Annotated in this window: 25 protein-coding genes; all 25 read right to left on the bottom strand. The window is 40.7% G+C overall.

What is annotated here, in order from left to right:
• Positions 1–566: 566 nt before the first annotated feature.
• The 25 genes from LZF95_RS06055 to LZF95_RS05935 all read right to left on the bottom strand — a co-directional run bounded on the left by LZF95_RS06055 (position 567) and on the right by LZF95_RS05935 (position 24,063).
• Entirely contained in the window at positions 567–1,646 is a 1,080-nt protein-coding gene (locus LZF95_RS06055) for an MBL fold metallo-hydrolase (protein ID WP_233754083.1), read from the bottom strand.
• 41 nt (positions 1,647–1,687) lie between these two features.
• The gene (locus tag LZF95_RS06050) at positions 1,688–2,293 is read right to left on the bottom strand and encodes a hypothetical protein (protein WP_233754082.1); all 606 of its coding nucleotides are present in this window, start codon (positions 2,291–2,293) and stop codon (positions 1,688–1,690) included.
• Positions 2,294–2,324: 31 nt separating this feature from the next.
• On the bottom strand, positions 2,325–3,803 hold the full coding sequence (locus tag LZF95_RS06045; RefSeq protein WP_233754081.1) for an aldehyde dehydrogenase family protein: 1,479 nt from the start codon (positions 3,801–3,803) through the stop codon (positions 2,325–2,327).
• A 17-nt stretch (positions 3,804–3,820) separates the two neighbouring features.
• Complete coding sequence (locus LZF95_RS06040) at positions 3,821–5,380, bottom strand: GMC family oxidoreductase (RefSeq protein ID WP_233754080.1); 1,560 nt, start codon at positions 5,378–5,380, stop codon at positions 3,821–3,823.
• 14 nt (positions 5,381–5,394) lie between these two features.
• Complete coding sequence (locus LZF95_RS06035) at positions 5,395–5,604, bottom strand: hypothetical protein (protein WP_233754079.1); 210 nt, start codon at positions 5,602–5,604, stop codon at positions 5,395–5,397.
• 108 nt (positions 5,605–5,712) lie between these two features.
• On the bottom strand, positions 5,713–6,030 hold the full coding sequence (locus tag LZF95_RS06030) for a GNAT family N-acetyltransferase (RefSeq protein WP_233754078.1): 318 nt from the start codon (positions 6,028–6,030) through the stop codon (positions 5,713–5,715).
• Positions 6,031–6,299: 269 nt separating this feature from the next.
• Positions 6,300–7,694 carry an aldehyde dehydrogenase family protein gene (locus tag LZF95_RS06025; protein WP_233754077.1) on the bottom strand — a complete coding sequence of 465 codons (1,395 nt, stop codon included), beginning with the start codon at positions 7,692–7,694 and terminating at the stop codon, positions 6,300–6,302.
• A gap of 112 nt (positions 7,695–7,806) precedes the next feature.
• Entirely contained in the window at positions 7,807–8,109 is a 303-nt protein-coding gene (locus LZF95_RS06020) for a putative quinol monooxygenase (RefSeq protein WP_233754076.1), read from the bottom strand.
• Between the two features lie 78 nt (positions 8,110–8,187).
• Positions 8,188–8,868, bottom strand: a complete 681-nt coding sequence (locus LZF95_RS06015) for a type 1 glutamine amidotransferase domain-containing protein (protein WP_233754075.1) — start codon at positions 8,866–8,868, stop codon at positions 8,188–8,190.
• A 121-nt stretch (positions 8,869–8,989) separates the two neighbouring features.
• A complete protein-coding gene (locus tag LZF95_RS06010) occupies positions 8,990–9,469 on the bottom strand; it encodes a Dps family protein (protein ID WP_233754074.1) in 480 nt (159 codons plus the stop codon).
• A gap of 70 nt (positions 9,470–9,539) precedes the next feature.
• The gene (locus tag LZF95_RS06005) at positions 9,540–9,947 is read right to left on the bottom strand and encodes a hypothetical protein (protein WP_233754073.1); all 408 of its coding nucleotides are present in this window, start codon (positions 9,945–9,947) and stop codon (positions 9,540–9,542) included.
• Between the two features lie 95 nt (positions 9,948–10,042).
• Positions 10,043–11,023, bottom strand: coding sequence for an alpha/beta hydrolase (locus LZF95_RS06000; protein ID WP_233754072.1), 981 nt, complete (start codon positions 11,021–11,023; stop codon positions 10,043–10,045).
• A gap of 108 nt (positions 11,024–11,131) precedes the next feature.
• On the bottom strand, positions 11,132–11,413 hold the full coding sequence (locus LZF95_RS05995; protein WP_233754162.1) for a UBP-type zinc finger domain-containing protein: 282 nt from the start codon (positions 11,411–11,413) through the stop codon (positions 11,132–11,134).
• Positions 11,413–13,065 carry an FAD-dependent oxidoreductase gene (locus tag LZF95_RS05990; protein ID WP_233754071.1) on the bottom strand — a complete coding sequence of 551 codons (1,653 nt, stop codon included), beginning with the start codon at positions 13,063–13,065 and terminating at the stop codon, positions 11,413–11,415. The genes LZF95_RS05995 and LZF95_RS05990 overlap by 1 nt, the downstream gene beginning before the upstream one ends.
• Before the next feature lie 54 nt (positions 13,066–13,119).
• Entirely contained in the window at positions 13,120–13,377 is a 258-nt protein-coding gene (locus LZF95_RS05985; protein ID WP_233754070.1) for a glutaredoxin domain-containing protein, read from the bottom strand.
• Complete coding sequence (locus LZF95_RS05980; protein ID WP_233754069.1) at positions 13,370–14,551, bottom strand: cation:proton antiporter; 1,182 nt, start codon at positions 14,549–14,551, stop codon at positions 13,370–13,372. Before LZF95_RS05980 ends, LZF95_RS05985 begins: the two co-directional genes overlap by 8 nt.
• Before the next feature lie 10 nt (positions 14,552–14,561).
• Positions 14,562–14,774 (bottom strand): (4Fe-4S)-binding protein, encoded by a 213-nt coding sequence (locus LZF95_RS05975; RefSeq protein WP_233754068.1) that lies wholly within the window; start codon positions 14,772–14,774, stop codon positions 14,562–14,564.
• An 11-nt stretch (positions 14,775–14,785) separates the two neighbouring features.
• Entirely contained in the window at positions 14,786–15,070 is a 285-nt protein-coding gene (locus tag LZF95_RS05970) for a GNAT family N-acetyltransferase (protein WP_233754067.1), read from the bottom strand.
• A gap of 12 nt (positions 15,071–15,082) precedes the next feature.
• Positions 15,083–16,423 (bottom strand): alginate export family protein, encoded by a 1,341-nt coding sequence (locus LZF95_RS05965; protein WP_233754066.1) that lies wholly within the window; start codon positions 16,421–16,423, stop codon positions 15,083–15,085.
• A 69-nt stretch (positions 16,424–16,492) separates the two neighbouring features.
• Positions 16,493–17,020 carry a YceI family protein gene (locus LZF95_RS05960; protein WP_306422279.1) on the bottom strand — a complete coding sequence of 176 codons (528 nt, stop codon included), beginning with the start codon at positions 17,018–17,020 and terminating at the stop codon, positions 16,493–16,495.
• A gap of 31 nt (positions 17,021–17,051) precedes the next feature.
• Positions 17,052–18,902, bottom strand: coding sequence for an amidohydrolase (locus LZF95_RS05955; RefSeq protein ID WP_233754065.1), 1,851 nt, complete (start codon positions 18,900–18,902; stop codon positions 17,052–17,054).
• The gene (locus tag LZF95_RS05950) at positions 18,902–19,588 is read right to left on the bottom strand and encodes a hydrolase (protein WP_233754064.1); all 687 of its coding nucleotides are present in this window, start codon (positions 19,586–19,588) and stop codon (positions 18,902–18,904) included. The genes LZF95_RS05955 and LZF95_RS05950 overlap by 1 nt, the downstream gene beginning before the upstream one ends.
• Positions 19,589–20,472: 884 nt before the next feature.
• The gene (locus tag LZF95_RS05945; protein ID WP_233754063.1) at positions 20,473–21,828 is read right to left on the bottom strand and encodes an alginate export family protein; all 1,356 of its coding nucleotides are present in this window, start codon (positions 21,826–21,828) and stop codon (positions 20,473–20,475) included.
• Between the two features lie 14 nt (positions 21,829–21,842).
• Positions 21,843–22,865 carry an LLM class flavin-dependent oxidoreductase gene (locus tag LZF95_RS05940; RefSeq protein ID WP_233754062.1) on the bottom strand — a complete coding sequence of 341 codons (1,023 nt, stop codon included), beginning with the start codon at positions 22,863–22,865 and terminating at the stop codon, positions 21,843–21,845.
• Positions 22,866–23,148: 283 nt separating this feature from the next.
• Entirely contained in the window at positions 23,149–24,063 is a 915-nt protein-coding gene (locus LZF95_RS05935) for a pirin family protein (protein ID WP_233754061.1), read from the bottom strand.
• Positions 24,064–24,101: the final 38 nt, after the last annotated feature.

The raw sequence follows: 24,101 nt of genomic DNA, 5'->3' as shown, positions 1-24,101 counted from the left end.
ATTTTTTACTTACAATACGTTTCCATTCTGGAAACCTTTTGATACAAGCGAATACAAAGGGACTGAAAGGCAACAATCTCAGATTATGATCTCGTGATAATGTAAGATCTTTTCCACTACAGCACTTGCCGTCCCTTCCAATTCAGGGTCAGTTTCGGTGCGTACAAGAGCTATCTGGCTCCCAAATTCACCATAATTGGCAGTGGCATACTGCCCTTCTATTTCTATTTCGAAGTGTCTTTTGCCTTTGTTTTAAGATACCATGAAACACTGGTTTGATGTGTATTGCTATATTATGAGTCAGTAATTCTAACTATATAGAGTTTTTACCTTTAGATCCATTTCCAGGCACGTTGAGCGGGAAGTCCATCACAAGGATAAGGGGTAGGTATCTTCAGGAGACGAGCCATCAAACACACGAACGGCAATACGACCCTCTCCGAAGAAACCCGGGGGTGCTTTTGGGTTTGCAATTCTTTTAATTTCACGATTGATTCCAGCATACATAACTTTAACTAACCGCAACACCTTACAGATATTGAGGTTATTGCATTGCTAATCTTGGATCATATAAAGAAATCCTCACCTCCGGTTCCACGCTTTTGGTAGCCTTTATGGCTGCGCTCGGTACGTGTGGATTCCACCACCGTGTAAGCGTGGTATTTCGTGTTCGTTGTTACACCGGCAAGGCGTTCTTCCCACAGCTGTCCATTTGAAGTGATTTTAGTTAACATTTTTTCTGTTACATAGTTCACCATGGAGTTGATCCAGTTTTCATTGGCAGCCGAATATTGTTCTGCCGGGGGTATGGCGAAGAACTCGCCCACCCCGTCCGGAGTGCTCATTTGCATCAGTGCTTCATCAGCGAAACCAAGCATATCGTGAAAATATTCTCTGGCAGTAATCACATCCTCCCGCGTTCCCCAACGGAAAATGTGCCCACCTACAAGGAAGTCAAAATCATATTCCAGGATCTGATCATGGGCTTCGATCCACCCGCTGATGTTTTCTGAGGCATCACAGTGGAAGAATGTGCATGATCCCGGGCTTACGATATCGATCTTGACCAGCGCCTTTTGTTTGGGAGCGTAAATAAAAATATTTCCGGGGCAATGGTTAGCCCCTTTATAGGACAGCTCCAGTTGCTCACCTCCCAGTTCAAGCAAATACTCATCTTTGAAGGTAACAGTGGGTAACGGGCGGAGCGGGTCAGGGAATCGGGCAAGTAGTTCAAGGGTAATCTCGTGTGCGATGATCTCCACTCCGGGAGGATAAATAGCAGCTGCGCCAATATGGTCGGAATGCCAGTGGCTGTATATGACAGTTACGATCGGCTTATCAGTTACTGATTCAATGGCTGCAAGCATGTTTTCTCCCAACATCGGAGGCGCGTCTATTGCAATAACTCCTGCATCGGTAACCATGAAGGCAGCGTCATATCCGCCTGCAGTAACCCAATAAAAGCCATCTCTCAGCTCTTCACAATGGTACCCGTTCTTTTGAAATTCAGGACTGCTCAGGTACGCCGGCTGAAAGCCCTCAGGAGATGGGGCGTGCTCATGCCAGTCGGCTTTTATAAAACCATGCTTGGTAAAATAAAAATCTTCATGTCGTCCCTGTTTTTGTTCGTTCTTTTGTTCATTCATGATAGTAATTGATTTAGTTTATTTATTAGAATTCGTTATGATCATCTTTTATTTTTGAATAGCCAGTTATACAGTAATTTATTTATTGCTGGCATTATCAAATAAGTCATCAGTGATACCATGACCATGATACTCAGTAGGGTATTGAGGAATTCGGGCAACTCTAAATATCCCAATATCTTGCCAAGGAACGGCATGACCATTTGTAGCATGGCAAAGATGATGATGACAGTGACCAGCATCATTTTCCACTTAACTGGAGGTCCGTCAGCAGTATGCTTTCCGACAAACCAAAAATCAAGGCCGGTCAAAGCTAATTCGGGTTTTACCTCTGCAAAAAAGTGCTTGCTGTTGGCTATATGCTGCTTTCTCTCCAGAGAATTATTCCATAAGCGTAAGTTAATGTAGTGGTCAAACCGCAGTATAATGGCATATTCAGTGGTTGAGCCCTCTTTTACTTTTTTATAGATATTTGCCTCTTGGTAACCCTTAAATTTTGCGGCGGCATTGACTATCCTTTGAAGTGAATCAAGAGCTTCTCCCTCACAAGGCACTTTAGGCCTTAACTCTACAATGGTGATTACCGGTAAATGGTCGCCATTAACCATGTCTATAGTTGCTTCAGATGCAGGGTTTATGGATTCCATGACATGTTAATAATTTGGTGAATTAAAGATGTTACTGACCAACACCGACATCATGGTGTATGTGTTTGAACTGGATAAAATCGTGCATCGCCGCAAGACCATTCAGTCGGCCCAATCCACTCATCTTGAAACCGCCCTCCTCAAATTCATCATTGATTCTAGCCCAGTTGTTGATCCATACTGTCCCGGCATCCAACCTTCTGCTTACCTGCAACGGAAGATCCACATTGGTACTCCAGACTGAGGCTGCCAGTCCATATTTATTGTCATTGGCCAATGCTATCGCTTCCTCTATAGTACTGAAAACCTGCACCGTAGCTACCGGTCCAAAGATTTCCTCTTGAACAATATCCATTTTATGGTCTGTTACCTGTAATAGAACTGGACTGTAAAATGCTCCTTTATCTAAATCACCATCCTTAATTTTACCTCCACGCAGTAAAACCTTTGCCCCGTCTTGAATGGCTTCATCCACCAAGTCGTCCACACGATCCACATTCGCTTGGTCGATCAGTGGCCCCATATCGCTTTGAGGATCACTGGCAGGTCCTACTTTGACTTTTTCTAATTCACCTACCAGTTCATTTATAAATTGCTCAGCAATATTTTTCTGCACCAGGATGCGGCTTCCTGTCATACAAAACTGGCCAGTGAAAAGTGTTATAGCTTTAGCGAGTACGGGCACTGCCTTTTGAAGATCTGCATCATCAAAAACAATCATAGGGGTCTTTCCCCCCAACTCAAAGCCAAAACGCTTGAGGTACTCGGCACCGTTTCTCATCATGATCTTTCCTGTAGCGGTGCTGCCGGTGAAACTAATCGACGGTACATCGGGGGAACTGATCAGATGGGCAGCGCCTTCATGACCACTTTCAGTAAACTGGTTGATCACGCCGATCGGCAGACTTTTGACCGATTCAAATACCTCGCAAATTACAGCATTGACCTGTGCGGTCTGTGCAGGCATCTTGATCACCACTGTACAACCTGCAGCCAATGCTGGAGCCAAAGACCGTACCATGAGAATCACTGGTGAGTTCCATGGGGCGATAATACCGGCTACACCTATCGGTTCTTCCAGTACCATACTGAAGCTACCGACACTTGTTTCCAAGGCCCTTCCACTCTGAGTTAATACCAGTGCGGCATAATAACGTAGTTTTGATGGAACCCCACCAACTTCCATGCTGGCTTCAGCTTTAACCTTTCCATTATCCAATGAAAGAATATGGATCAATTTTTCACCGTATTCCTCAAAGGCATCTGCGAGCTCATTTAAGACTTTGGCTCGGAGGATTCTGTTGGTCTTCCAATCGCTGTGCTGAAATGCTGCTTTTGCTGCAGCTATTCCTGCTTCTGCAGTTTCATTACCTCCGTCAGCAAAACGGCCAATTACCTCGCCTGTGGCCGGATTGATACTGTCTTTATATATCTGGCTGTCCACCCACTCATTGTTGATCCAGTGAAGTTTAGGCTCCAGCGCCAAGGCTTTTTCAGTTATATTTAGCATGTATTGTATCTTTAATTTTAAATGTTTTCTCTTTTAACCGCATCAGCAATCTTTTCCGCCGCCATGATAACCGTGACATTTGGTCCGGATGAAATAAAACTCGGGAATATCGAGGCATCCACCACCCGGAGTCGTTCCACACCAAAGACCTTTCCCCACACATCAACAACTGCATTTGTACTTTCTTTAGGCCCCATAGGTGCTGAACCGACAGGGTGGTTATAAGTCTGCAGATTTTGATTGATAGAAGCCAGCATCAGATTATCATCGGTAATATCCCAACCTGGGGTCAATTCCATTACCGTCATGTCTTTCAGCGGCGGTGTCCTGGCTAGCTCCCTTGAGAGCTTAACACCTTCAAGCAATCTTTGACCATCTTCCTGGCTGCTTAGGAAATTAAGGTCAATCATTGGCGGGGTTTCCGGATCACGGCTGATAATTTTTACATAGCCTCGTGAGTTTGGATTGGTCAGAGCAACTCCTATCACATACCCGGAATTGGTTGGGCTTAACCCCGAATCGAAGAGGTGACCTGCGGTAATATGAAGGTCCAGTTCATCCGGCCCTGCAAAAGAAGAACGTGTCCATAAGTTCACACCGGTCACAGGCGAAAGCCTGCCGATTTTCTCTGGATCTGATGCATAAGTGTTGAAATAGAATGGGTGGTCCTGTATATTTTTTCCAACAGGAAGGTCGGCGATGACTGGTATCCCCATAGGTTGTAGAACCTCTCTAGGACCTAGACCGGATCGCTGTAAGATAGCGGCGGTACCATAAGTACCGCTGGATAAAATGATCTCCCTGCCCTTAAACAATCTTCCATCGGACAGTACAACACCTATTGCTTTTTTGTCCTCAAACAAGACTCGATCGGCAAGGGCATTACCCATAATAGTCAAATTATGCCTTTTTCTTACTGATTGATTGAGGTAGGTCATGCCTGTATTCATCCGGCTACCGTTGACAATGTTGACCGGGTACGCACCGACTCCGTATTGCTTTTCCCCATTAAAGTCAACAATCTCTTCGTATTTTTTTGATTTGGCCGCTTCCATAAAAGCAGCCTGCATAGGCGAGAGATCTATCTGATGAAGCTGGTTCACCGGAAGGTAACCGGTATGCCCGTGCCACGCCTCCTCACCGCTGTTGGATTTTTCCAGTTTTTTATAGTAGGGCAATACGTGCTCCCATGACCATTCCTTTAGGCCCATATCAACAAATCGTTTGAAATCGTTGGGAATGGCCCTTAGGGCTACAGCTGCATTGACTGCCGAGCTTCCACCTAATACTTTACCGCGGGGAATCGGGATAACATGACCTGCATCATTGGGTACCGATTGGTATCCCCAATCATACCTACTGTCTCCGTTGGCAGCTATTATCTGACTGTTGCTCAAGAGCTCGGGGTACTTATCCTCTGTAAATGCTTCCCCAGCTTCAAGGAGGAGAATGTGAAACGCTGGATTTTCACTCAGGCGGCTGGCTAAGACAGCTCCGGCGGATCCACCTCCAATAATGATGTGACTGTATTCAGAATGCAAGTCTTGGCCTTCAGTGGTATTGTTTACTTTTTCCATTGACATTTGAAGTTTTAATGAGTATTCCCAAAAGAAGAGTCCAGTTCTTGGAAATATTTACTTAGGGGACCTTTATAGAAGTTTAAATAAACCGATTGGATGTCATTGTCATTCAACTTTTCCAAAATATACATATCGCTATTGTCAAAATAATTAATGAAGCCGACCACCGATTCTGATTTGATCGCAGCTGCTTTAAACTGATTTAAAAGGCAGACAGACATATTACTTTGATTTATTTATGTAGAAATCCTACACATACCCATTTTTCTTTAGGACGCTTAACGTATCTATTAAATTATCCTATGTTTCCATTTGAGTCTGCATAGTTTTTACAGCTTATCATACCCTTTAAATTTTTTACTTACAATGCGTTTCCATTCAGGAAACCTTTTGATATAAGCGAATACAAAGGGACAGAAAGGCAACAATTTTAGATTATGATCCTCGAGATAATGTAAGGTCTTTTCCACTACAGCACTTGCTGCTCCTGTCCCCTCCAATTCAGGGTCAGTTTCGGTGTGTACAAGAGCTATCTGGCTCCCAAATTCACCGTAATTGGTAAAGGCAAATTTCTTCTCTATCTCTATTTCGAAGCGCTTTTTATCTTCGTTTTTTATCAAGGGGATTTCTTCAAATATTGATTTCATAAGTTCTTCAGTTTTAACATTAAATAATTTTAACGGGACAGTAATGACTATTTATAATTCTTGAATTTGTCATAAATTGGCTTGTAAATCCCCAGTTCCGAGAGGTTCCATGCAGCTTTTAATCTCGATTATAACTAAACAAACAAGCTGATTAATATTAGTTTACAGCACATAAAATACCCTTACATAATTTATCTTATCCCTTATTCTTTAATAGCTGAAACCAGCACATCACCTCACAGCTGGAAACTGCTATGTTGATACCCAGATTATAGAAACTTGCTTTTAAATAGAGTCATTTTTGTTCTTGTCATATCGTCCATAGACTGGGATATACCTCCCATCCCAATACCAGAGGCATCCCTACCTCCAAATGGCATCCAGTCCACCCTAAATGCAGTATGGTCGTTCACCATAACAGCGGTAGCGTTTAATTTTTTTACAGTATCCAAAGCTATATCCAAGCTTTTAGTAAAAACGGCTGCCTGGAAGTGGACATCCAGTGCATTGGCCTTTTTGATAGCCTCATCACGGTCTGTAAATGGATAAATACATACCACCGGGCCAAAAATTTCCTTGCTGGAAACCTTAGAACTTTCTGAAGGATTAAGAAGCACTGTAGGCTGATAAAGCGTTTCAGAAATCCTTTCTCCCCCTGAAAGTAATTTAGCGCCATCTGCGATTGCTTCAGATACCCATTCCTCTACCCTGTCGGCTTCCTTGGGAGTGATTAACGGCCCCACATCTGTATCACTTTCTGATGGATTTCCGACTTTTAACTTATTTGTGGCCTTTAGAAACTTTTCTATAAATAAGTCCAAGAGTTCCTGATGTACATAAATTCTCTGAACAGATACACAAACCTGGCCTGCATGGTAAAAACTACCTTTTACCAGATCTGGGATCATTTCATCAAAATCCGCATCTTGTTCAACAATAACCGGTGCGGCCCCACCATGCTCCAATGCACATCTGGTACCTGGTGAAAGTTTACTTTTTAGGTACCAGCCTACTTTTGCTGAACCTATAAAGGAGAAAAAATTTATACGAGGATCTGTAACCAATAATTCTGCAACTTCATTACCACACATGATAACGTGAAGCCATCCTGACGGCAATCCCGCTTCCTGTAAAATATCAGCAAGGGCCATACTTGATAAAGGTGTGGTCATGGCCGGTTTGAATATGACTGGGCAACCCGCTGCAACTGCGGTAACTATTTGATGTACTGCGAGATTTAACGGATGATTGAATGCACTTATCGCGGCAACTACTCCAATGGGTTCCATTTGCGTAAATGCCAACCGGTTAAGGGATGTTTCGGTTAATGCCATAGGCACCTGTTCCCCTTTTATATGGGATATATGCTCTACAGCTAATTTAACCCCTTTGATAGCTCTGAGTACTTCCGCCTTTGAATCTTTATAGGGTTTACCACCCTCGCTTAAAGCCAAAAAAGTTAATTCCTCGATCTTGGTATTCATTATTGAAGCGGCCTTTTCTAATATTTCAATTCTTTTATATGCCGGAATCCAGAGAGATTGATCATCAAAAAGCTTTTGAGCTGCATTGATTATTTTCTCCAGATCCCGGGCTTGAATCAAAGGCAACTCCTTTATTAAACTTTGATCGTAAGGGGATAAAATCTTTATAATGCTTTCCATAATATTTTTTTTATGCGAGCGTAGAAACCAAACCATCTTTTCGTGGTCTCGGATAAGTGCTGTTTTAAATTGTCCTGTGCCTAATTGTTCAACATCATTTTCTGTTTTTCCTTTAGTTCAATGGAGTTGTTAAAACAATCTCTCTTTTTTCCAGTAGAGGAACGATCTTTCCAATGACCAGGTCTTGAAAATGAGCCGTATTACGGTGTGCTTCTACGGCAGTGTCACTGATATACCCTTCAAAAAGAATCAATGTGTTTGAATCCGTATTGCTTTGATGGATCTTATAAAAAAGATTACCAGACTCCCTGAGGCTTTCTTTCCTAACCGTCTTTAACAAGTCTAAGACCTTGTCTATTTCACCTTGCTTAACTTTCCATGTAGCAAATACATGTACCTGATCTTGATTTTCCATATTTTATAATGAGTTTTAGTTTTCTTCCTACTACAAATGCTTTTATTTAAAAATTGGCATCCCCAAATTAGGGTTTTATTATCTATCAGAAGATTCTAAAATACCTATCATTTTTTCAGCTACTCCTTTGGCTGAGGCAGGATTCTGTCCTGTTACCAAGTTACCATCTGCTATGCTATGATCGGACCATGGAGCGGCAGCGTGAAATTTTGCTCCCTGTCCGGTCAAAGCTGTTTCCAGCAAAAAAGGAACGTCTGCTATTGCGTAGGCATTTTCTTCCTCATCGGTAAACGAAGTGATATTCTTTCCACTTACCAAGTATGTTCCGTCACTTAATTTCGCATTTAATAAAGCTACAGGACCGTGACATACAGCGCCCACTACTGCATTTCGTTCATAGGTTTTGGTAATGATACTTTTAAGCAGTTCATCTTCGGGCATATCGACCATAGGGGCCAACCCACCAGGGACAAACACGGCATCATAGTTATCCACGTTTACTTCCGATAGCTTTCTGGCTTTTTGCATGGCTTCCCATCCTTTTCCTGTTAAAAATTTCAGGTTATCGGGATCATCTGCCAGGTTTAGGGCATCCAAATAAGGCGTGTCTCCAGTCAGACTCGCAAAATCAATCTGGTAATCAGCCTGAGTAAATTCGGCATAAGGATGTGCCACTTCAGGAAGAAAAATTCCTGTTCTTCTGTTGTTCGGGCCAATCACGTTTGCATTGGACACGATAATTATAATTTTCTTTTTCATTTTGGTTTTTATTAATTAAATTTTTTTCATTAAACATCTTAGCCTCTCCTATACTCTCTGAATTGAAAGAAAATAAGACAAGTGTTAATCCTAGAATCATTATACTGACTAGTACTTTATATTAATTAGACTTTAAATAAGCTGAGTACATCCAGACCAGCTTTTCTTGCTCACTTACATAATCATTCATTAAATCATTTGTTCCTGCATCATTTAATTCTTCTGATTTTTCTAGTAAAATTCTTTGCTTGGATAAAAGTATTTGAATTGATTCTAGGATTTCTTGGATAGAATTTTTTCCATTCGACGCCAGATTACTTTCTTTAATCAAAGTAGTACTTAAATAAGATGAAAACTTATAATTTGGATTAAAACCAAGTGTTAATATACGTTCAGCGATCTCATCAATTTTAAGAAATAAATTATTGTACAATTCTTCAAATTTTGAATGCAATTCGAAAAACTTATCACCTTGAATATTCCAATGATAACCCCTAACATTTTGATAGAATATGGAGTAATTGGCTAATAATTCGTTTAGTAAAATTGATAATTCTTTACTTTTTTCTATATCTAAACCTATTTGGGATAATTTTTTCATAATTTTTTCTTTTATAATTAAACAATAGATTAGCTCGGAGAAACCGAATCACTCTATTGGTAGGAATAATCTACTTTAGAAGATTTTGCATTCCATATGCTGTTAATGTTTTTTCATATTCAGCTTGTACAGTGTCGTTAGCAGTTTTTACATATTTTCCAGTTGTCGGGTCAACCACCGTCCTTAATGGTCTTTGTCCTTTCGGAGAATCAATCAATTTGACTACTGTATCTGCCACATCTTGTGGATTAGGATTTACACTTTCGAGTAGTTGGCCAACGGCACTGAAGAAATTATTCTGAGCTTCAGTCAGCACTTCATAAGCGCCTTCAATTGATGTGTCTGAGCCAGATTGGATCTTTTGGGACATTTCAGTAGGAAAAGTGTAAACCTTATGACCAAGTGAAGCAACCGCTTTGGCTGTAAGCCATCCAAACCCACTATTTGTCCCTGTTATTAATACAATTTTCTTATTCATTAATTTATTCTAGTTAAAATAGACGCGATTGTACACTACTGCTATTTTTATCCGCTTAGCAACACTAACCAATCGCGTCATTTTTAATGAAAATCCTATTTTGTAAATAAGGCTTCGCGCAATACTGCCGCAGCTTGATTCAATGCTTCCTGTACACCCGGAATGTGGGACAAAGGATTCAACATTCCATAATCATGTATCATCCCTTTATATACTGTAATAGTGGTTGGGACTCCTGCCTCATCCAGTTTTCGACCGTAAGCAACTCCTTCATCATATAAGATGTCGTTTTCAGCAACCTGAATCAATGCTGGAGGCAATCCTGCCAACTCTTCTAAGGAAGCGTTGATCGGGGAGACATACTTGTGCTTACGTTCTTCTGGATTAGGGATATACATATCCCACATCCATTCCATGATAGGGGTGGTCAGGAACCTCCCCTGCGCAAACTTTTCATAGGAAGGGCGTTTTGTGTCAGAATCAACAAGTGGCCAAAGCAATAACTGAAAAGCCAGTTTAGGCCCTTCATTTTCCTTTGCCATTAATGCCACAACAGTGGACATATTCCCACCCACACTATTACCGGCAACAGCCAATCGAGATCCGTCAACACCTATAGAATTTCCATTTTCACTGACCCATTTGGTCGCCACATAGGCTTGATTGATTGCCACTGGGAACTGGGCATCGGGAGTTGGTGTGTAATCAGGAAAAACCGCCACCGCACCACTTTTTACCACCAAATCCCTAACCAAACGTTTGTGCGTTGGGTAGTCACCTAACACCCATCCCCCACCGTGGAAAAACATAAACACCGGTAGGTTATCCTTGGCACCTTTCGGCTTTACGATATGCAGGGTGATGGTTTGACCATCCTGAATGATGGTTTTTTCGGATTCTTCAATGTCACTATAATCGTAGGACACTGAATTTTGTGCCCCCACAAGAACTTGACGGGCATCTTTTGGGGATAATTTCTCCAAAGGCGGCCCATCGCCACTATTCAGGACTTTAAGGAATGCCCTGGTATCCTTTGAAATATTCGGGTCTTTTTCCCCTGGAATTGTTTGTGCCATAACACTTGTAGTTAAGTTGATTAAAATGAAAATAAATGCGGCAATTGATGATTCGGTGTATTTCATAATAGTTGATTTATGTGGTTGAAATTGAATAAAGACGTTGGGTTAGTTTAAAGGTCTTTTGAGCTTATCTATGTAACACCAAGCAAATTTTGACCATGGTTTGGGAAGAATTGAAGTAACTACCGGGTGGCCGGTTGCTTCAAAATGTTTTTGTGCGTGCTGGTTTTGGGATGAATTACAGCAAAGTACTGCTCCACAGGTCTGGCAGTGTCGTAAATGAATCCATTTGCCTCCTGTTTTCACACATTCTTCGCACACCTTGGTCCTGGTGGTTTTGAATTTCCCATAGTTCAAATGCTCACAATATTTTTTGGGATCCTCCATCATTGTTGTTCTACTTTGTTCATTTTTAATTCAGCCAGGTATTGATGAACCTGACTAATGGCCATGGAACCTTCGCCCACAGCGGAAGCCACCCGTTTTACAGAACCTTTCCTTATATCTCCCACAGCGAAAAAGCCAGGTATGCTTCCTTCCAAAGATTGTGGTCTCCTGTGATCAAAGATGGAACATGTGGACATCGCCTCTTCCACGACATCTACCCCCGTATGGATAAATCCTTTATCATCCATTGATACAATTCCTTTTAGCCACTCTGAACAGGGTTTTGCCCCGATAAAAGTGAATAAGTTTGTTATCCCTATAATTTGGTTTTTTCCACTTGTGTCCAGCACCAAATATTGCAAATGGTGGGCGCCATTTAGTTGGACGACATTGCTGTTAGTGTGGACAATGATATTGGGTGAGGAATAGATTCTTTGTACTAAGTAATCACTCATCTTGTCACCAAGGTCATTGCCCCGGATGATGACATGCACCTCAGCGGCGTGATCAGCCAAGAACAAGGCAGCCTGTCCTGCTGAATTTCCACCTCCTACCACACCTACCAATTCATTTTTGCAGGCGGAGGCATTCATACCGGTAGCGGAATAAAACACGCCACTGCCTTCGAAACTTTCGATGTTTTCTATAGGAAGCCGTCTATATTCGGCTCCAGTGGCAGCAATGATGGATTTTGCCTTGATATGTTTTCCATTTGAGGCACACAGTGTAAAGTAATCGCCATTATATTCCACTTTTTCTGCCTTATGGGGAATGGAAATAGTACATCCAAATTTTTGAGCTTGGAGATAGGCCTTATTAGCAAGATCATGTCCTGATATACCCGTTGGAAAGCCCAGGTAGTTTTCAATTTTTGTGCTTTTCCCTGCTTGTCCACCGGGAGCATTGCCATCAATGGTCACCACACTTAATCCCTCTGAAGCGGCATACACACTCGCAGCCAACCCAGAAGGCCCTGCCCCAACTACCAAAACATCATAGACAGCATCCTCGAAATCCATCAATACACCTGTAAATTTTGCAAGTTCAGCTATAGTGGGATTTTTATGAATTTCACCGGACATACTGATAAGAATTGGCAAATCGGAATAACTTAGATTAAAGCTTACCAGCAGTTCCTTGGCTTCAATTGATTCATCAATGTTGAGAAAGGAGTGCCAGATGTGGTTTTTATCCATAAAGTCCCGGAGACTATAGGTCTCTTTGGATTTTTCGGAGCCAATCACTTTTATTCCCCCACTTAGCTCTTTTAGCATAACCTCTTGCCTTAGGAGAAATGCACTTAAAAGGACATCGCTTATACCGCTGTGTTTGGAAATAATTCCTTTCAAGACCTCAGGCTTTATGCGCAAGACACTTGCCCCTTGGGAGGCATATGCACTAAATGGAATGCTTCTATTGGACAACATACTGCTGTCGCCGGTAAACTCATTGATCATATGAGTAGCCAAAACACGATTATCATCATGTGGATCCTTCATATTTATCTCTCCATCCAAAACGACATAAAAATCATAGTCGCGGTCACCAACCTGAAAAAGTGCGGTTTCCTTTTCAAAGGTCATTATAGTACCAAATTCCTTGAGGGTACTGATTTGTTTTTGGGTCAAAACCGGAAATCGTGGATCAGTCATTATGTATATATTTTAGTGGAACAGATGAATTATTGTATATCAAAATCTATGTTATCAATGATCGATATTATGCTTCAGTAAGAATTCATTGAGTTGTGGCACTGATGGGTTTTTAATAAAATCATTAGCTATCATGACTGTGGGGAATTTTAATTTTCCATCATATAGTGCACGTATGCTTGCATTTGCCTCAGCATCCGTTTCTACATTAAAATCCTCAAATTCTATCCATTTACTTTGCATATAATTGCGTAGGACAGCTGACTTGGGACACCAATCAGTTCCGTATAGTTGTAATTTCGGCTTATCCATTTCTTATAGTTAATTTTTTAAACATTGGATATATTCGTTCAGCATTAGACACTATGAATGGTGTTAAAGACATTAGTATTATAGATACCGCCAAAAATATTTGATAATTATTGGCACTTATCAATTCATACTTTAATCCGCTTTGTGCAAGTACAAAAGAAAATTCCCCTATTTGAGCGATTGAGAACCCAACAGCAAAAGCTGTTTTCCATTCAAGTCCCAAAGCTTTTACTGCAAGTATTCCAGCTAATGCCTTCACAGCAAATGCAAATAGTATCCAAAACACAATCCAGCCCAAATCGGTCATAAAGATCCCATAGTTCAGTAGCATGCCCATCGATATGAAAAAGAAACTCATAAACACGTACCGAAAAGGCAAAAAACAAGAAATGGCCATGTGATTATAATCCGTTTCAGCAATAATCAACCCTGCGATAAAAGCACCTAAAGCAAGAGATAGCCCCAACTGCTCGGTAAGTAACGCGATACCGGTCACTATAAATACGGTGGCTATTAAAAACACTTCTTGGCTTTGTACTTTCATTACGGTTTTTAAGAAATAAGGAATCACAAATCGGGTCAGTATATAGGCTATACCTCCCATCAACACTAATTTGCCCAATAACCAACCTAGTGCTGCCCACAGATCTCCCCCTTCACCAGCGATAATCGGTGTGAATAGCATCAGCGGTACAATCATAATATCCTGAAACAATAAAACTGCAAGAATAAATTTACCATGGGGTGTAGCTATTTTATTGGAATCCTGCAATGTTTTTATTACAATAGCAGTACTACTCAACGCATATAAAAACCCCCAAAATACACTTTCTTCCCAGCTGGGTCGCATCACAAGCCAAATAAGTACTGTAGTTATAATAATAGTAAAAAACACTTGTGCGCTACCTCCTCCTAAAACATATTTTTGGATTTTTTTAAGATTAGTAAACGAGAATTCAAGACCAATAGTGAATAAAAGCAATATAATTCCTATTTCAGCATATACTTCAACCTCTTCCATGTCTGCAAAATAGCTTGATGTATTTGGGCTAAGTAAAACACCTGTAATAAGATAGCCGATAATATATCTTATCTTAAGAAATCTGCAAATAATGATTACAGCTGTAGCTACTCCAAAAATTGCACATATATTTATAAGAATGTGGTGTTGCATAAGATTTGTTTTACGATTCCAAGTAACTTAATGCTTTTGATGGACAAGCATTAATTTGATTCTTTAGAGCTTCTAATGAAGCATTTTCCGGTCTAATCCATGGTGATGCTTTTGGATTATAGACCTTTGGCAGGGTTTTTACGCACACACCGGAATGGATACACTTTTGGGGTTTCCAGATTATGGTTAAATTATCCTTCTGGTATTTTTTAATAGTTTCCATAATTTCGTGATTTATGATTTTAAGACATCCCTAATATCATCCGACTTTCGGAACATAGCTGCGGCAAAAGGACACAAGGGAATAATCCTGATTTTTTTCTCTCTGGCCATTTCCACGATTTTATCTAACATTTTCCTACCTACACCTTTACCATTATATTCTGGCTCCACAAAGGTGGAATCAATGATAATCAGTTCCTTTCCCGCTATGGAATAGGTCATTGTACCTATACTTCTGCCATTCTCTTTTGCAGTTGCAGATCCTTTGGCACCTTCTTCTTTTAACAGTATCTCCATAATTTATTAGTTTTAAAATTTTATATCAGAAGTAAGTACAAAATGATATAATGTATCTTCTCTATTACTGGTCTGGAGAAATTCTCCAGGGAAAATCACATTAGATTCAAGTTCAAAGAAAATAAACTTGTTGAGCTGGTAACCGAGTATTGTCCCTAGCTGATGTCCAATAAATCTTCCGTTACCAATAACCGGATAATCCAAAGTCAATGCAGCTCCATAGACTCCATCCTGCATGGAATACCGCCAAAAGGCAGCATAATCAAATGACACTTCCAACTTATTGAAATACGTATTGACATAAGGATGAAAATCGATCAAGTTGGATGGACCAAACCGTGCAACTCTACCAAAATAAGCCCCCCGGGGATAAAGCGCGTCAAAGGTGTTCAATTTGTCGTCAGCAGCGTCTTTATCCCCACTTATAGCTTCTGTTTTTACACCCAAAGCCATTTGATTCCCAAAAAGACTTGTTTCTCTTTCTATATTAATGGAAAGTGTCCAGGCCGAAATAGCCTGATCCCCAAATTTTCCAAATTGATAAACCATTTCATTATTGTATGTTAGCTTCTTGTATTTGCCAAAATGCCTGATCCCTGCAGATGCCCTCCGCTCATTTTCCTTACCACTGGCATAGATTGCATCATTGTCTTTCTGATATAAAACATAGACATCCAAATCCGTTGTGCTGGAAATGTTGGTCGAAGTGTAAACACCCGAAAAGGTTTCATTAAAATTTAAATAATCATTTTTGAATACCCCTGGCTCTGATCGAACAGGAATGGAGAAGAATGTTTTCAACTTGAAGCCCGAGTTTAAATAATTAAACTCAACAAAATCAAATGACCTTCTTACATTGGGGCCTTCCCGTACATCTACTAATCTTCCAGAACCTAATCGCATATTATATCTCCCCAGGGCAGCATCCCATTTTGATGTGAATTGGTATTTGGCAAACAACTGGTTTACATAAAGCCTGTCCACGTCAACTGGGGAAATCTCGGTTTTATCAAACACCAAACTACTCCCTAACTCTACAAACAGCTCAAAAGAATTTCCTGCTTTCAAATGACTATGAATTAAAAATCTATTTAAAAACCAGATATTATCCTGGCTGCCTTCTCGGTCAAATTCTTCATTAATAAATGACTCAGTTTGAAACCTCCAACTTCCACCAATTGAAAGTGTGGTTTTTTCAAATAGATTAATTGCTTTTAGATTCTGATACATTTTATTATTTCTGATTGTATCCAACATTCTCAAATCATCATTCTGACGTAACAAACTAAACTCCTGAGCACATGTAGCAAATTGAAAAGTGATGAAAAGTAAAACACATGCAATAAATTTCACAACTTACAATTTGTATAGGATCCTCACATCAAGTGCATTAAACAAAACACTTATATTAGAACTGAAGCACTAAACTGATTTAATAAATTGAGCATTTATAGTTAATATCACAGTATCGCTCACTACAATATTTCCGGATTCGGTCAATGCACTCCAAGTAAGATTGAAATCCTTTCTATTTAGAGTTCCGGTAGCTTCAAAACCAGCTTTTGTCTGACCATAAGGATCTATGGCCAAACCATTGAAATCAACATCTATTTTAATTTCTTTGGTAATATCCCTGATAGTTAAATTCCCTACTAAGGTTTCTCCATCAAAGGATGTTGACTTAAATAATAATTCGGGATATTTTTCCGCATTAAAAAAATCATCAGATTTTAAGTGTGAATCCCTATCACTGTTTTTTGTATTGACAGAATTCGTTTTAGCGCTTAAGCTAAAATCCGCATCAATAAAATCATCATTGCTGCTTTCAGCTGTTGCATAAAAATCATCAAAATAACCAGTCACCATAGAAATCATCATGTGTTTTACTTTGAAGCCGATCTCGGAGTGTGCGGTGTCAATAATCCACTTTGTCTTTGTTGTCATGCTCATTATATCTTTGTTTAAATAGTAAATAATTAATTTAGTTGTTCTGATAACCTCCGTAAAAATTAATTGGAGACCAGTTTGGCATTACTTCCGGTAACTTTGGGTTCATACTTTTATATTCATCTGAAGCAAAAACAACCTTACCACCTACTACGGTAAGCAGTGATTTTATAGTGTTTATTTCTTTCTCAGGAATCGTAAAATAATCATCGGATAATAAAGCAAAGTCTGCAAACATTCCCTTTTCCAACGTTCCTTTTACAGTTTCCTCATCAGAAATCCATGCGCTTCCCTGTGTATATAAGTGCAATGCTTCTTCTCTTGACAACCGGTTTGAAGGTTCGGCCAATTGAAAATCCCCAACAGTCTTCCCTGTAATCAACCAGTATAAAGCCGGCCAAGGATTGTAGCTTGCCACTCTGGTACCGTCGGTTCCGGCTCCTACCGGAAGTCCCAGATCCATCATCTTCCGAACTGGCGGTGCCTGTTTTGCCTTATCAGCTCCATAGCGTTCCACAAAATACTCACCGGCATAGGCTAGGCGAGCCTGTATGGCAATCCCCCCGTTTAAGGCCTTGATACGTTCTAAATCCTTGTCTTTAACTGTTTCAGCATGATCAAAAAGCCATCTTTTGGATGACAGCTTCCCGTTGCTTTCATGGTTTACCTCTTCTATTACATCCAGCATGTTGGTTATGGTTTCCCCATAGGTCGCATGTATGCGAAAGGGCCAACCGTTGTCCACATGAAGCCTTATAATTCTCTTAAAATCCTCACGCCAGCCAGGTCTTTCTTCCAGCATGGGCTGAGGTGCCAAAAAATTTTCAAAATCGCCCGCACTCCACGCCATAAACTCACCGCCTCCTTCGAGCTCATACCCATGATCCAAATGTATTTCCCCATTATGGCCAACCTTATTATTGTCCATCCATTCTTGAAATTCCCCATACTCTTCCCCTTTGTTTTGGGGGAATAGATAATAGGAAAGACGGATGGGCATTTCACCTGCTTCAGCTAAAAGCTGGGTTCCTGAATAATCTTGGGGGAATTTGTGACCACCACCTCCTGCATCAATACCGCTTGTAATACCAAAGCTGTTAAGCTCCCTATAGAACTGTCTGGTAGAATTTACCATCTCTTCTTCAGACAAAGATGGTAAGGCAGCTATTCGGGCATATAGAATTGTAGGGTTTGGTTCTGCCAAAAGGACTCCTGTCAATTTCCCATCCGGTCCTTTTTTAAAGCTACTGCCCTCCGGCGCTTCAGTGTTTTCGTCTATATCCAATAGGTCAAGTCCCGCTTGATTAAGCCATGCCCTACTGTATAGGAATAGTACATAGGTTGGTACATCTCCAGTAGCTTCATTGATTTCCTCAGGCGTGGGAAACCGCCTTTCTTCAAACTGAAATGGGCTCCAGCCACCTATTACGCGAACCCATTGTCCTTCAGGAGTCCTTTCGGCCTGTTCTTTTAACATTTGTAAGGCCCTCTTCAGTGACTTCACGCCATCCCAACGTAGTTCCGCATTATAGAAGCGCCCCCCTCTTGTCAGATGCAGATGCGAATCATTGAGCCCTGGAATCAAAGTTCTTCCTTTGGCATCAATGGTTTTGGTATTTTCATTTTCAAACTTGAAAATCTCCGCATTAGACCCTGTTTCCAAAACTATCCCGTCTTTTACAGCTATGGCCTCAGTAATTTTACCTTCAGGATCCATAACAGCAACTTTAGCATTATAAACGATCAGGTCAGCGAACGTGAAGTCATTGTTTTCCTTTACGGAACACGATATAATGGCCATGTAGATGGTTAAAGTCAATATAAATTGTCTCATCACGGAAGCGATTATATCCTCTCCTTTTATCGAAGCAGAGGAAGTGAACATTAATGGTTAAGCATTTCTCTGGCATATTGTACACCTATACCGTATGCGCCACCATATTTTACTACCAGATCATTTACAGGCTTATAGGTTTCTTGTCTTGCCCAGTCCCGTTGTAACTCCAGAAGATATTGCAATGAAGTAATTGGTTTCGCACCTGCCTGAACCATACGAGTGACTGACTGGTCGTGAGCTTCTTTTGAAATATCCCCCGATGCATCTGTGATCACATAAACATCATATCCTTCGCTAATGGCAGACAATACCGGTCCTACGATACATACACTTGTCCAAAGCCCACCCATTACCAATTTCTTTTTGCCTTTACCAGTTATGGCCTTATGTGCGTTATCGTCTTCCCAAGTATTCATTGTGGTACGGTCTATATAGGTGGTCTTATCTGGGTATGCCTCTAAAATTTCAGGGAACACTGGCCCACTAAAAGATTCTTCAGCCACGGTTGTGATTACAGTAGGTATATTGAATATTTTGGAAGCACCCACCACCAATGCAACATTGTTTCTTAATACCTCCATTGATATACTATTTGTGGCAAAGGCCATTTGTCCTTCGTGATCAATCATCACCAATGCATGATTGGATGGACTTAACAATTCTGGGCTTGGCTTTTGGGCAAAACCTAATAGGGATAAAAATCCAACTGCGATAAATAAAATAATTGTTTTCATGTGTTTATAATTGTTTTTCAATGGTCACATGGAATCTCGCCCGGGGAATAATCACCCCTTTGTGTGTGACTTTGTAGCCATGCTCGATTCCATATAAAATAAATAATGTGTTTTTTTTAATATGGTTTAAATAGATAGTCCCTTTTTATTGTAAGTATATTTATTTCCTTTCCATTAGCTATTCAGAAATATCACAGGCATCTAATAATTGAGAAAATCCACTCAACATATCAAATGAATTCCTTCTAATACTTTGAACTATAAAATTGAATAACAGATACAAATCTTAAATCAAATTTCATAGTAGATCACGATCTCTTATATTTTTTCTAATGATATGACTGAAATCACAATTGTGATATATGACAAATTATACTAATCACGTGCCAGACTTGTAAAAGTCTGATTTGCAGATAGTTATACTATTTTTTCTATAATTTTTTTTCTTAAATATTTCATTTTTCTGATATATTAGAATTTTTATAACTATTACAATCACATCAGAAATTAAAACAGTAAAAAGACAGGCCGAAAAACAACAACTATTTAATTGGTTACCTTCTGAGAGGATATAATTTGAAAAGTAGTAAAAAAATAAAATCATAAAAGTAATCCGACTGTTTCAAATTTAGGTTAAAAAGCATCCAACCAATAAAACAAACCTCACTTCACGCACAACAATACGGATTGAACATTAGCGACTTACAGGAAATTAATTAGAGTTCTATTTTTTTTGACAGAGGGATTTCATAAGAAGTTGTTAGCACATTTATTTAATTCTAACAATCATGCTTAATCTGTTGGAAAAGAATTGGTCTGGGGATTAATCAGAGATATCAAAAAATCTACCCTTAAACAGAGCCATCAGTCAGTTATCCCTCTGCTTAGAATTTTACTTGGGCCGTGGCAAATCCAAATAATATGTCATCACCTACTGTAACTTTCTTAAGGTATCCCCCAGAATTAAACCAACTCATCCCTGTAGCCAAGGAAATATGCCTAGTAGGCTGAAAAATAAATACACCTGAGATCTGGCTGCCTATATAGCGGGTAGAGGTATTTTCGAATTCGAAATATGGGATCATATTTGGTCTATAAATTCCATCGCCTATGCTGTATCTCCATAGAAAGGAATAATCACAGGCAAAGGATGTGGAATTGCCTAATTTCAAACGCATACTTGGGTGGACATCGATAAGGTTACTTGGCCCTAATGGTGCTGCCATGCCAAAATAGGCCCCGGGTGCAAACAAAGGATTCAATGTTTGGTGCTTCTGATCAGTACTGCTCTTATCTCCACTGATTATATCAGCCTTAAGCCCAATCTCTGGATAGTACAACATCCCATTAAAACGATATGAGGAGGCAAAAGCAGTACTCCATGCAGCTATTTTTCTGTCTCCTATTGACCCAAATTGGTACCCCCCCTCTAAATCATAGCCCCACCTTACACCTTTTTTGACTATTCGGGCAGCCAGGGTATGCCTTGTTTCAACTCCCCCACCGTCATTAAACAACGCTTTGCTATTGTAAAATCCCAAATAATAAAAATTAAGCTTAAGGTTTTTCTTGGCTGTTGAAATATCGGAAAAGGCACCCCAAAGTTTTAAGTCGGGAGAAGAGCTGTCGTCAAAAATCCCGATCTTATCTTCCACGGCATGCATATAAAACACATCTGTATCGACCTTTTGCTGCCTTATGAAGGCCTTTATCCCATCAAAAGAACGGCGGCTGTTAGGAGCATCCCTGACAGAAATCAAACGCTCTGACCCATAACTGAGTTCTTGCCTACCAGCTCTAAGCGTCAGTGGCACGTGATTAAAGGGTTTATAATCTATAAACAGCTGATGGGCCTTCAGTGGATTCTCTTCTACAGGCACGAGAATTTCCCTGCTATTTGCCAGGGCACTCTGTACTTCTGCAAAAATGCGTAACCTCTCTGAAAGGTGCAGATCCGCATGAACCATCCATCTCGTGAGCATAAACCCATCCCTATCCCTCAAAGCGGGATTCCAGCCCTCATTATCCATAATCAGGTACTGTACTCTAAAACTGCCACCAAAACTGACGTATGATCTCTTATTGATCTTTGCATATTTTAACCTAGAGTACCAGTCGCTTACGGTATCGCTCTCTAACACAGAGTAATCCTCGTCAAACCGCAGTTGCTGAAAAGGAACAAGCTGCTGCCCATACGCCGAAAAGCAAAAAAACACAATTAAAAGAAAGACTATGCGCACGGATAAAAAAGCCTTTATACGGATTGCTTAATAAGCGGGATAACCTTTGCACCGATCAATTCAATGGAGTGTAACAATTGCTGGTGAGACAATCCCGCATTATCCATTTGGAACGTAAACCGGTCAATGCCACCAAGGGCCTTACTATGCCTTTCCAATTTTTCAGCAACCTCTTCTGGTCCGCCAACTACCAATACTCCTTTAGGAGCGACCAATGAATTGAATTGTGTCCGGGTTACCGGTGGCCATCCACGCTCTCTTCCTAATTTGGTCCACAACTCGGCATACCCCGGGTAATAATCTGAAATCGCCTGTTCAGTGGTTTCAGCCACATATCCGGGAGAATGAAGTCCGACTTTGAGCTGCTCTGGTGAAAACCCGGCTTTTTGACCGGCTTCCCGATACAGATCGACCAGAGGCCGGAACCGTTCTGTTTCACCACCTATTACGGCCACCATTAAGGGCAATCCCAATGATCCCGCCCTCACAAATGATTCAGGAGTACCACCCACTCCCAGCCAAATAGGCAATTTTTTCTGCATTGCCCTAGGATATACAGGCAGGTTATCAAGGGCGGGTCTGAATTTGCCTTTCCACGTAATGAATTCTTTTTCTCGTATTTCCAGCAATAATCCCAGTTTTTCTTTAAAAAGGGCATCATAATCCTTTAGATTGTAACCAAACAGCGGGTAGGCTTCTATCGCAGAACCCCTGCCTACGACCAATTCTGCCCGACCTTTGGAGATGAGGTCGAGGGTTGCGAAACTTTGGTAAACTCTTACGGGATCATCCGTGCTTAACACTTTAACAGCACTGCCAAGAATAATCCGTTTGGTCCTTGCAGCCGCTGCAGCAAGAATCACTTCCGGGGCAGAATCCAGAAACTCCTTTTTATGATGTTCACCGATGCCAAAAACATCAAGACCGGCTTCATCGGCTATTGAGATTCGGTCCAACAACTGTTCCATCGCATCTACGTTGCTGAGGGAGTTGCTGCCATACATTGCCGAGGCAAAACTATCTATTCCTATTTCCATTTTATCTTCTTTTTAATACAATTAATATAGATTCATATTTTATTTCTAATGATCTTCAACTCCTCCCTTTATACTAAGAACCTGAGTTCGATTAATTAATCGATAATTATACCGCATGGTATATGTTCTGACTTAGTTTAAACAAACCTTTTCCAAAGTTTCAATTAATTTTAAGAGTCCAATGCTACCATAAACTCTGGCAGATATTAAGAAATGTCAACTAAACATCAACATTGGAAAAGTTGATCAATAAATTAAGGACGAACTCAGGCTAAGAGCTTATTTATGAAAGCGCATTGGGAGGAGGCCCCCCGGCAGGTTTGCTTTTGCTTTCGGGCAGGGGCACATACTCTTCGTTATCCATAGGCGGTAAATCCATACGTCCTTGTTTCCAATCCTCTTTGGCTTGTTCAATCCTGTCTTTTCTACTGGACACAAAATTCCACCAGATATACCGATCCCCCAGGTGTTCGCCTCCGAGTATTAATAATGTGGTTTGTTCTTTGGCTACTATCAATGGGTCAACCCCCTTTGTGAACACCAACAGTTTTCCTGCCCTATAAGTGATCCCATTTACTTCCACGCTGCCCCGGACCATGTATGCCCCTCTTTCGCTGTGCCCCATAGGCAATCCGAAATGTATGCCCGGCTCCAACACCACATGCACATAGAACAGGGGGGAGTGCGTTTTGACATTACTTTTCAAGCCATATGCATCTCCTGCAATCAAGCGCATCCAAACACCTCTATCCGTAAAAACAGGTAATTGTTCCGGTTGATAGTTCTCAAACGTGGGATCACTTTCTTCATACTTTTCGGGAAGCGCTACCCAGGTTTGTATCATTTCCAGTTCTCCTCCAGCCAACATCGCCGGATCTTCAAAGCGTTCGCTATGCGTAATTCCTTTCCCGGCGGTCATCCAGTTTACCTCACCCGGTTTTATCACCTGCTCCACACCCAGGCTATCCCTATGGGTCACATTCCCACTGAACAAGTAACTGACTGTGGACAACCCAATATGGGGATGTGGCAATACATCAAGACTACTTACAGAATCAGTAGGGATATTCAGTGGACCACCGTGATCCATAAAAATAAACGGCCCAACCATTCTGCGAAGTTGATAGGGCAGGATGCGTTTCACTGCAAACCCTGGGGAAAGTTCAGCCTTTCTGGCTTCTATAACTATATCAAGCATAATTAATATTTAACTATTTAACTCATTAGAACCATCTC

The organism is Algoriphagus sp. AGSA1 (genome assembly GCF_021390545.1).
In the GTDB taxonomy this organism is placed as follows: Bacteria; Bacteroidota; Bacteroidia; order Cytophagales; family Cyclobacteriaceae; genus Algoriphagus.
Note: the sequence above shows the minus strand (reverse complement) of the source record. Positions and strands in the feature narration are given on the sequence as shown.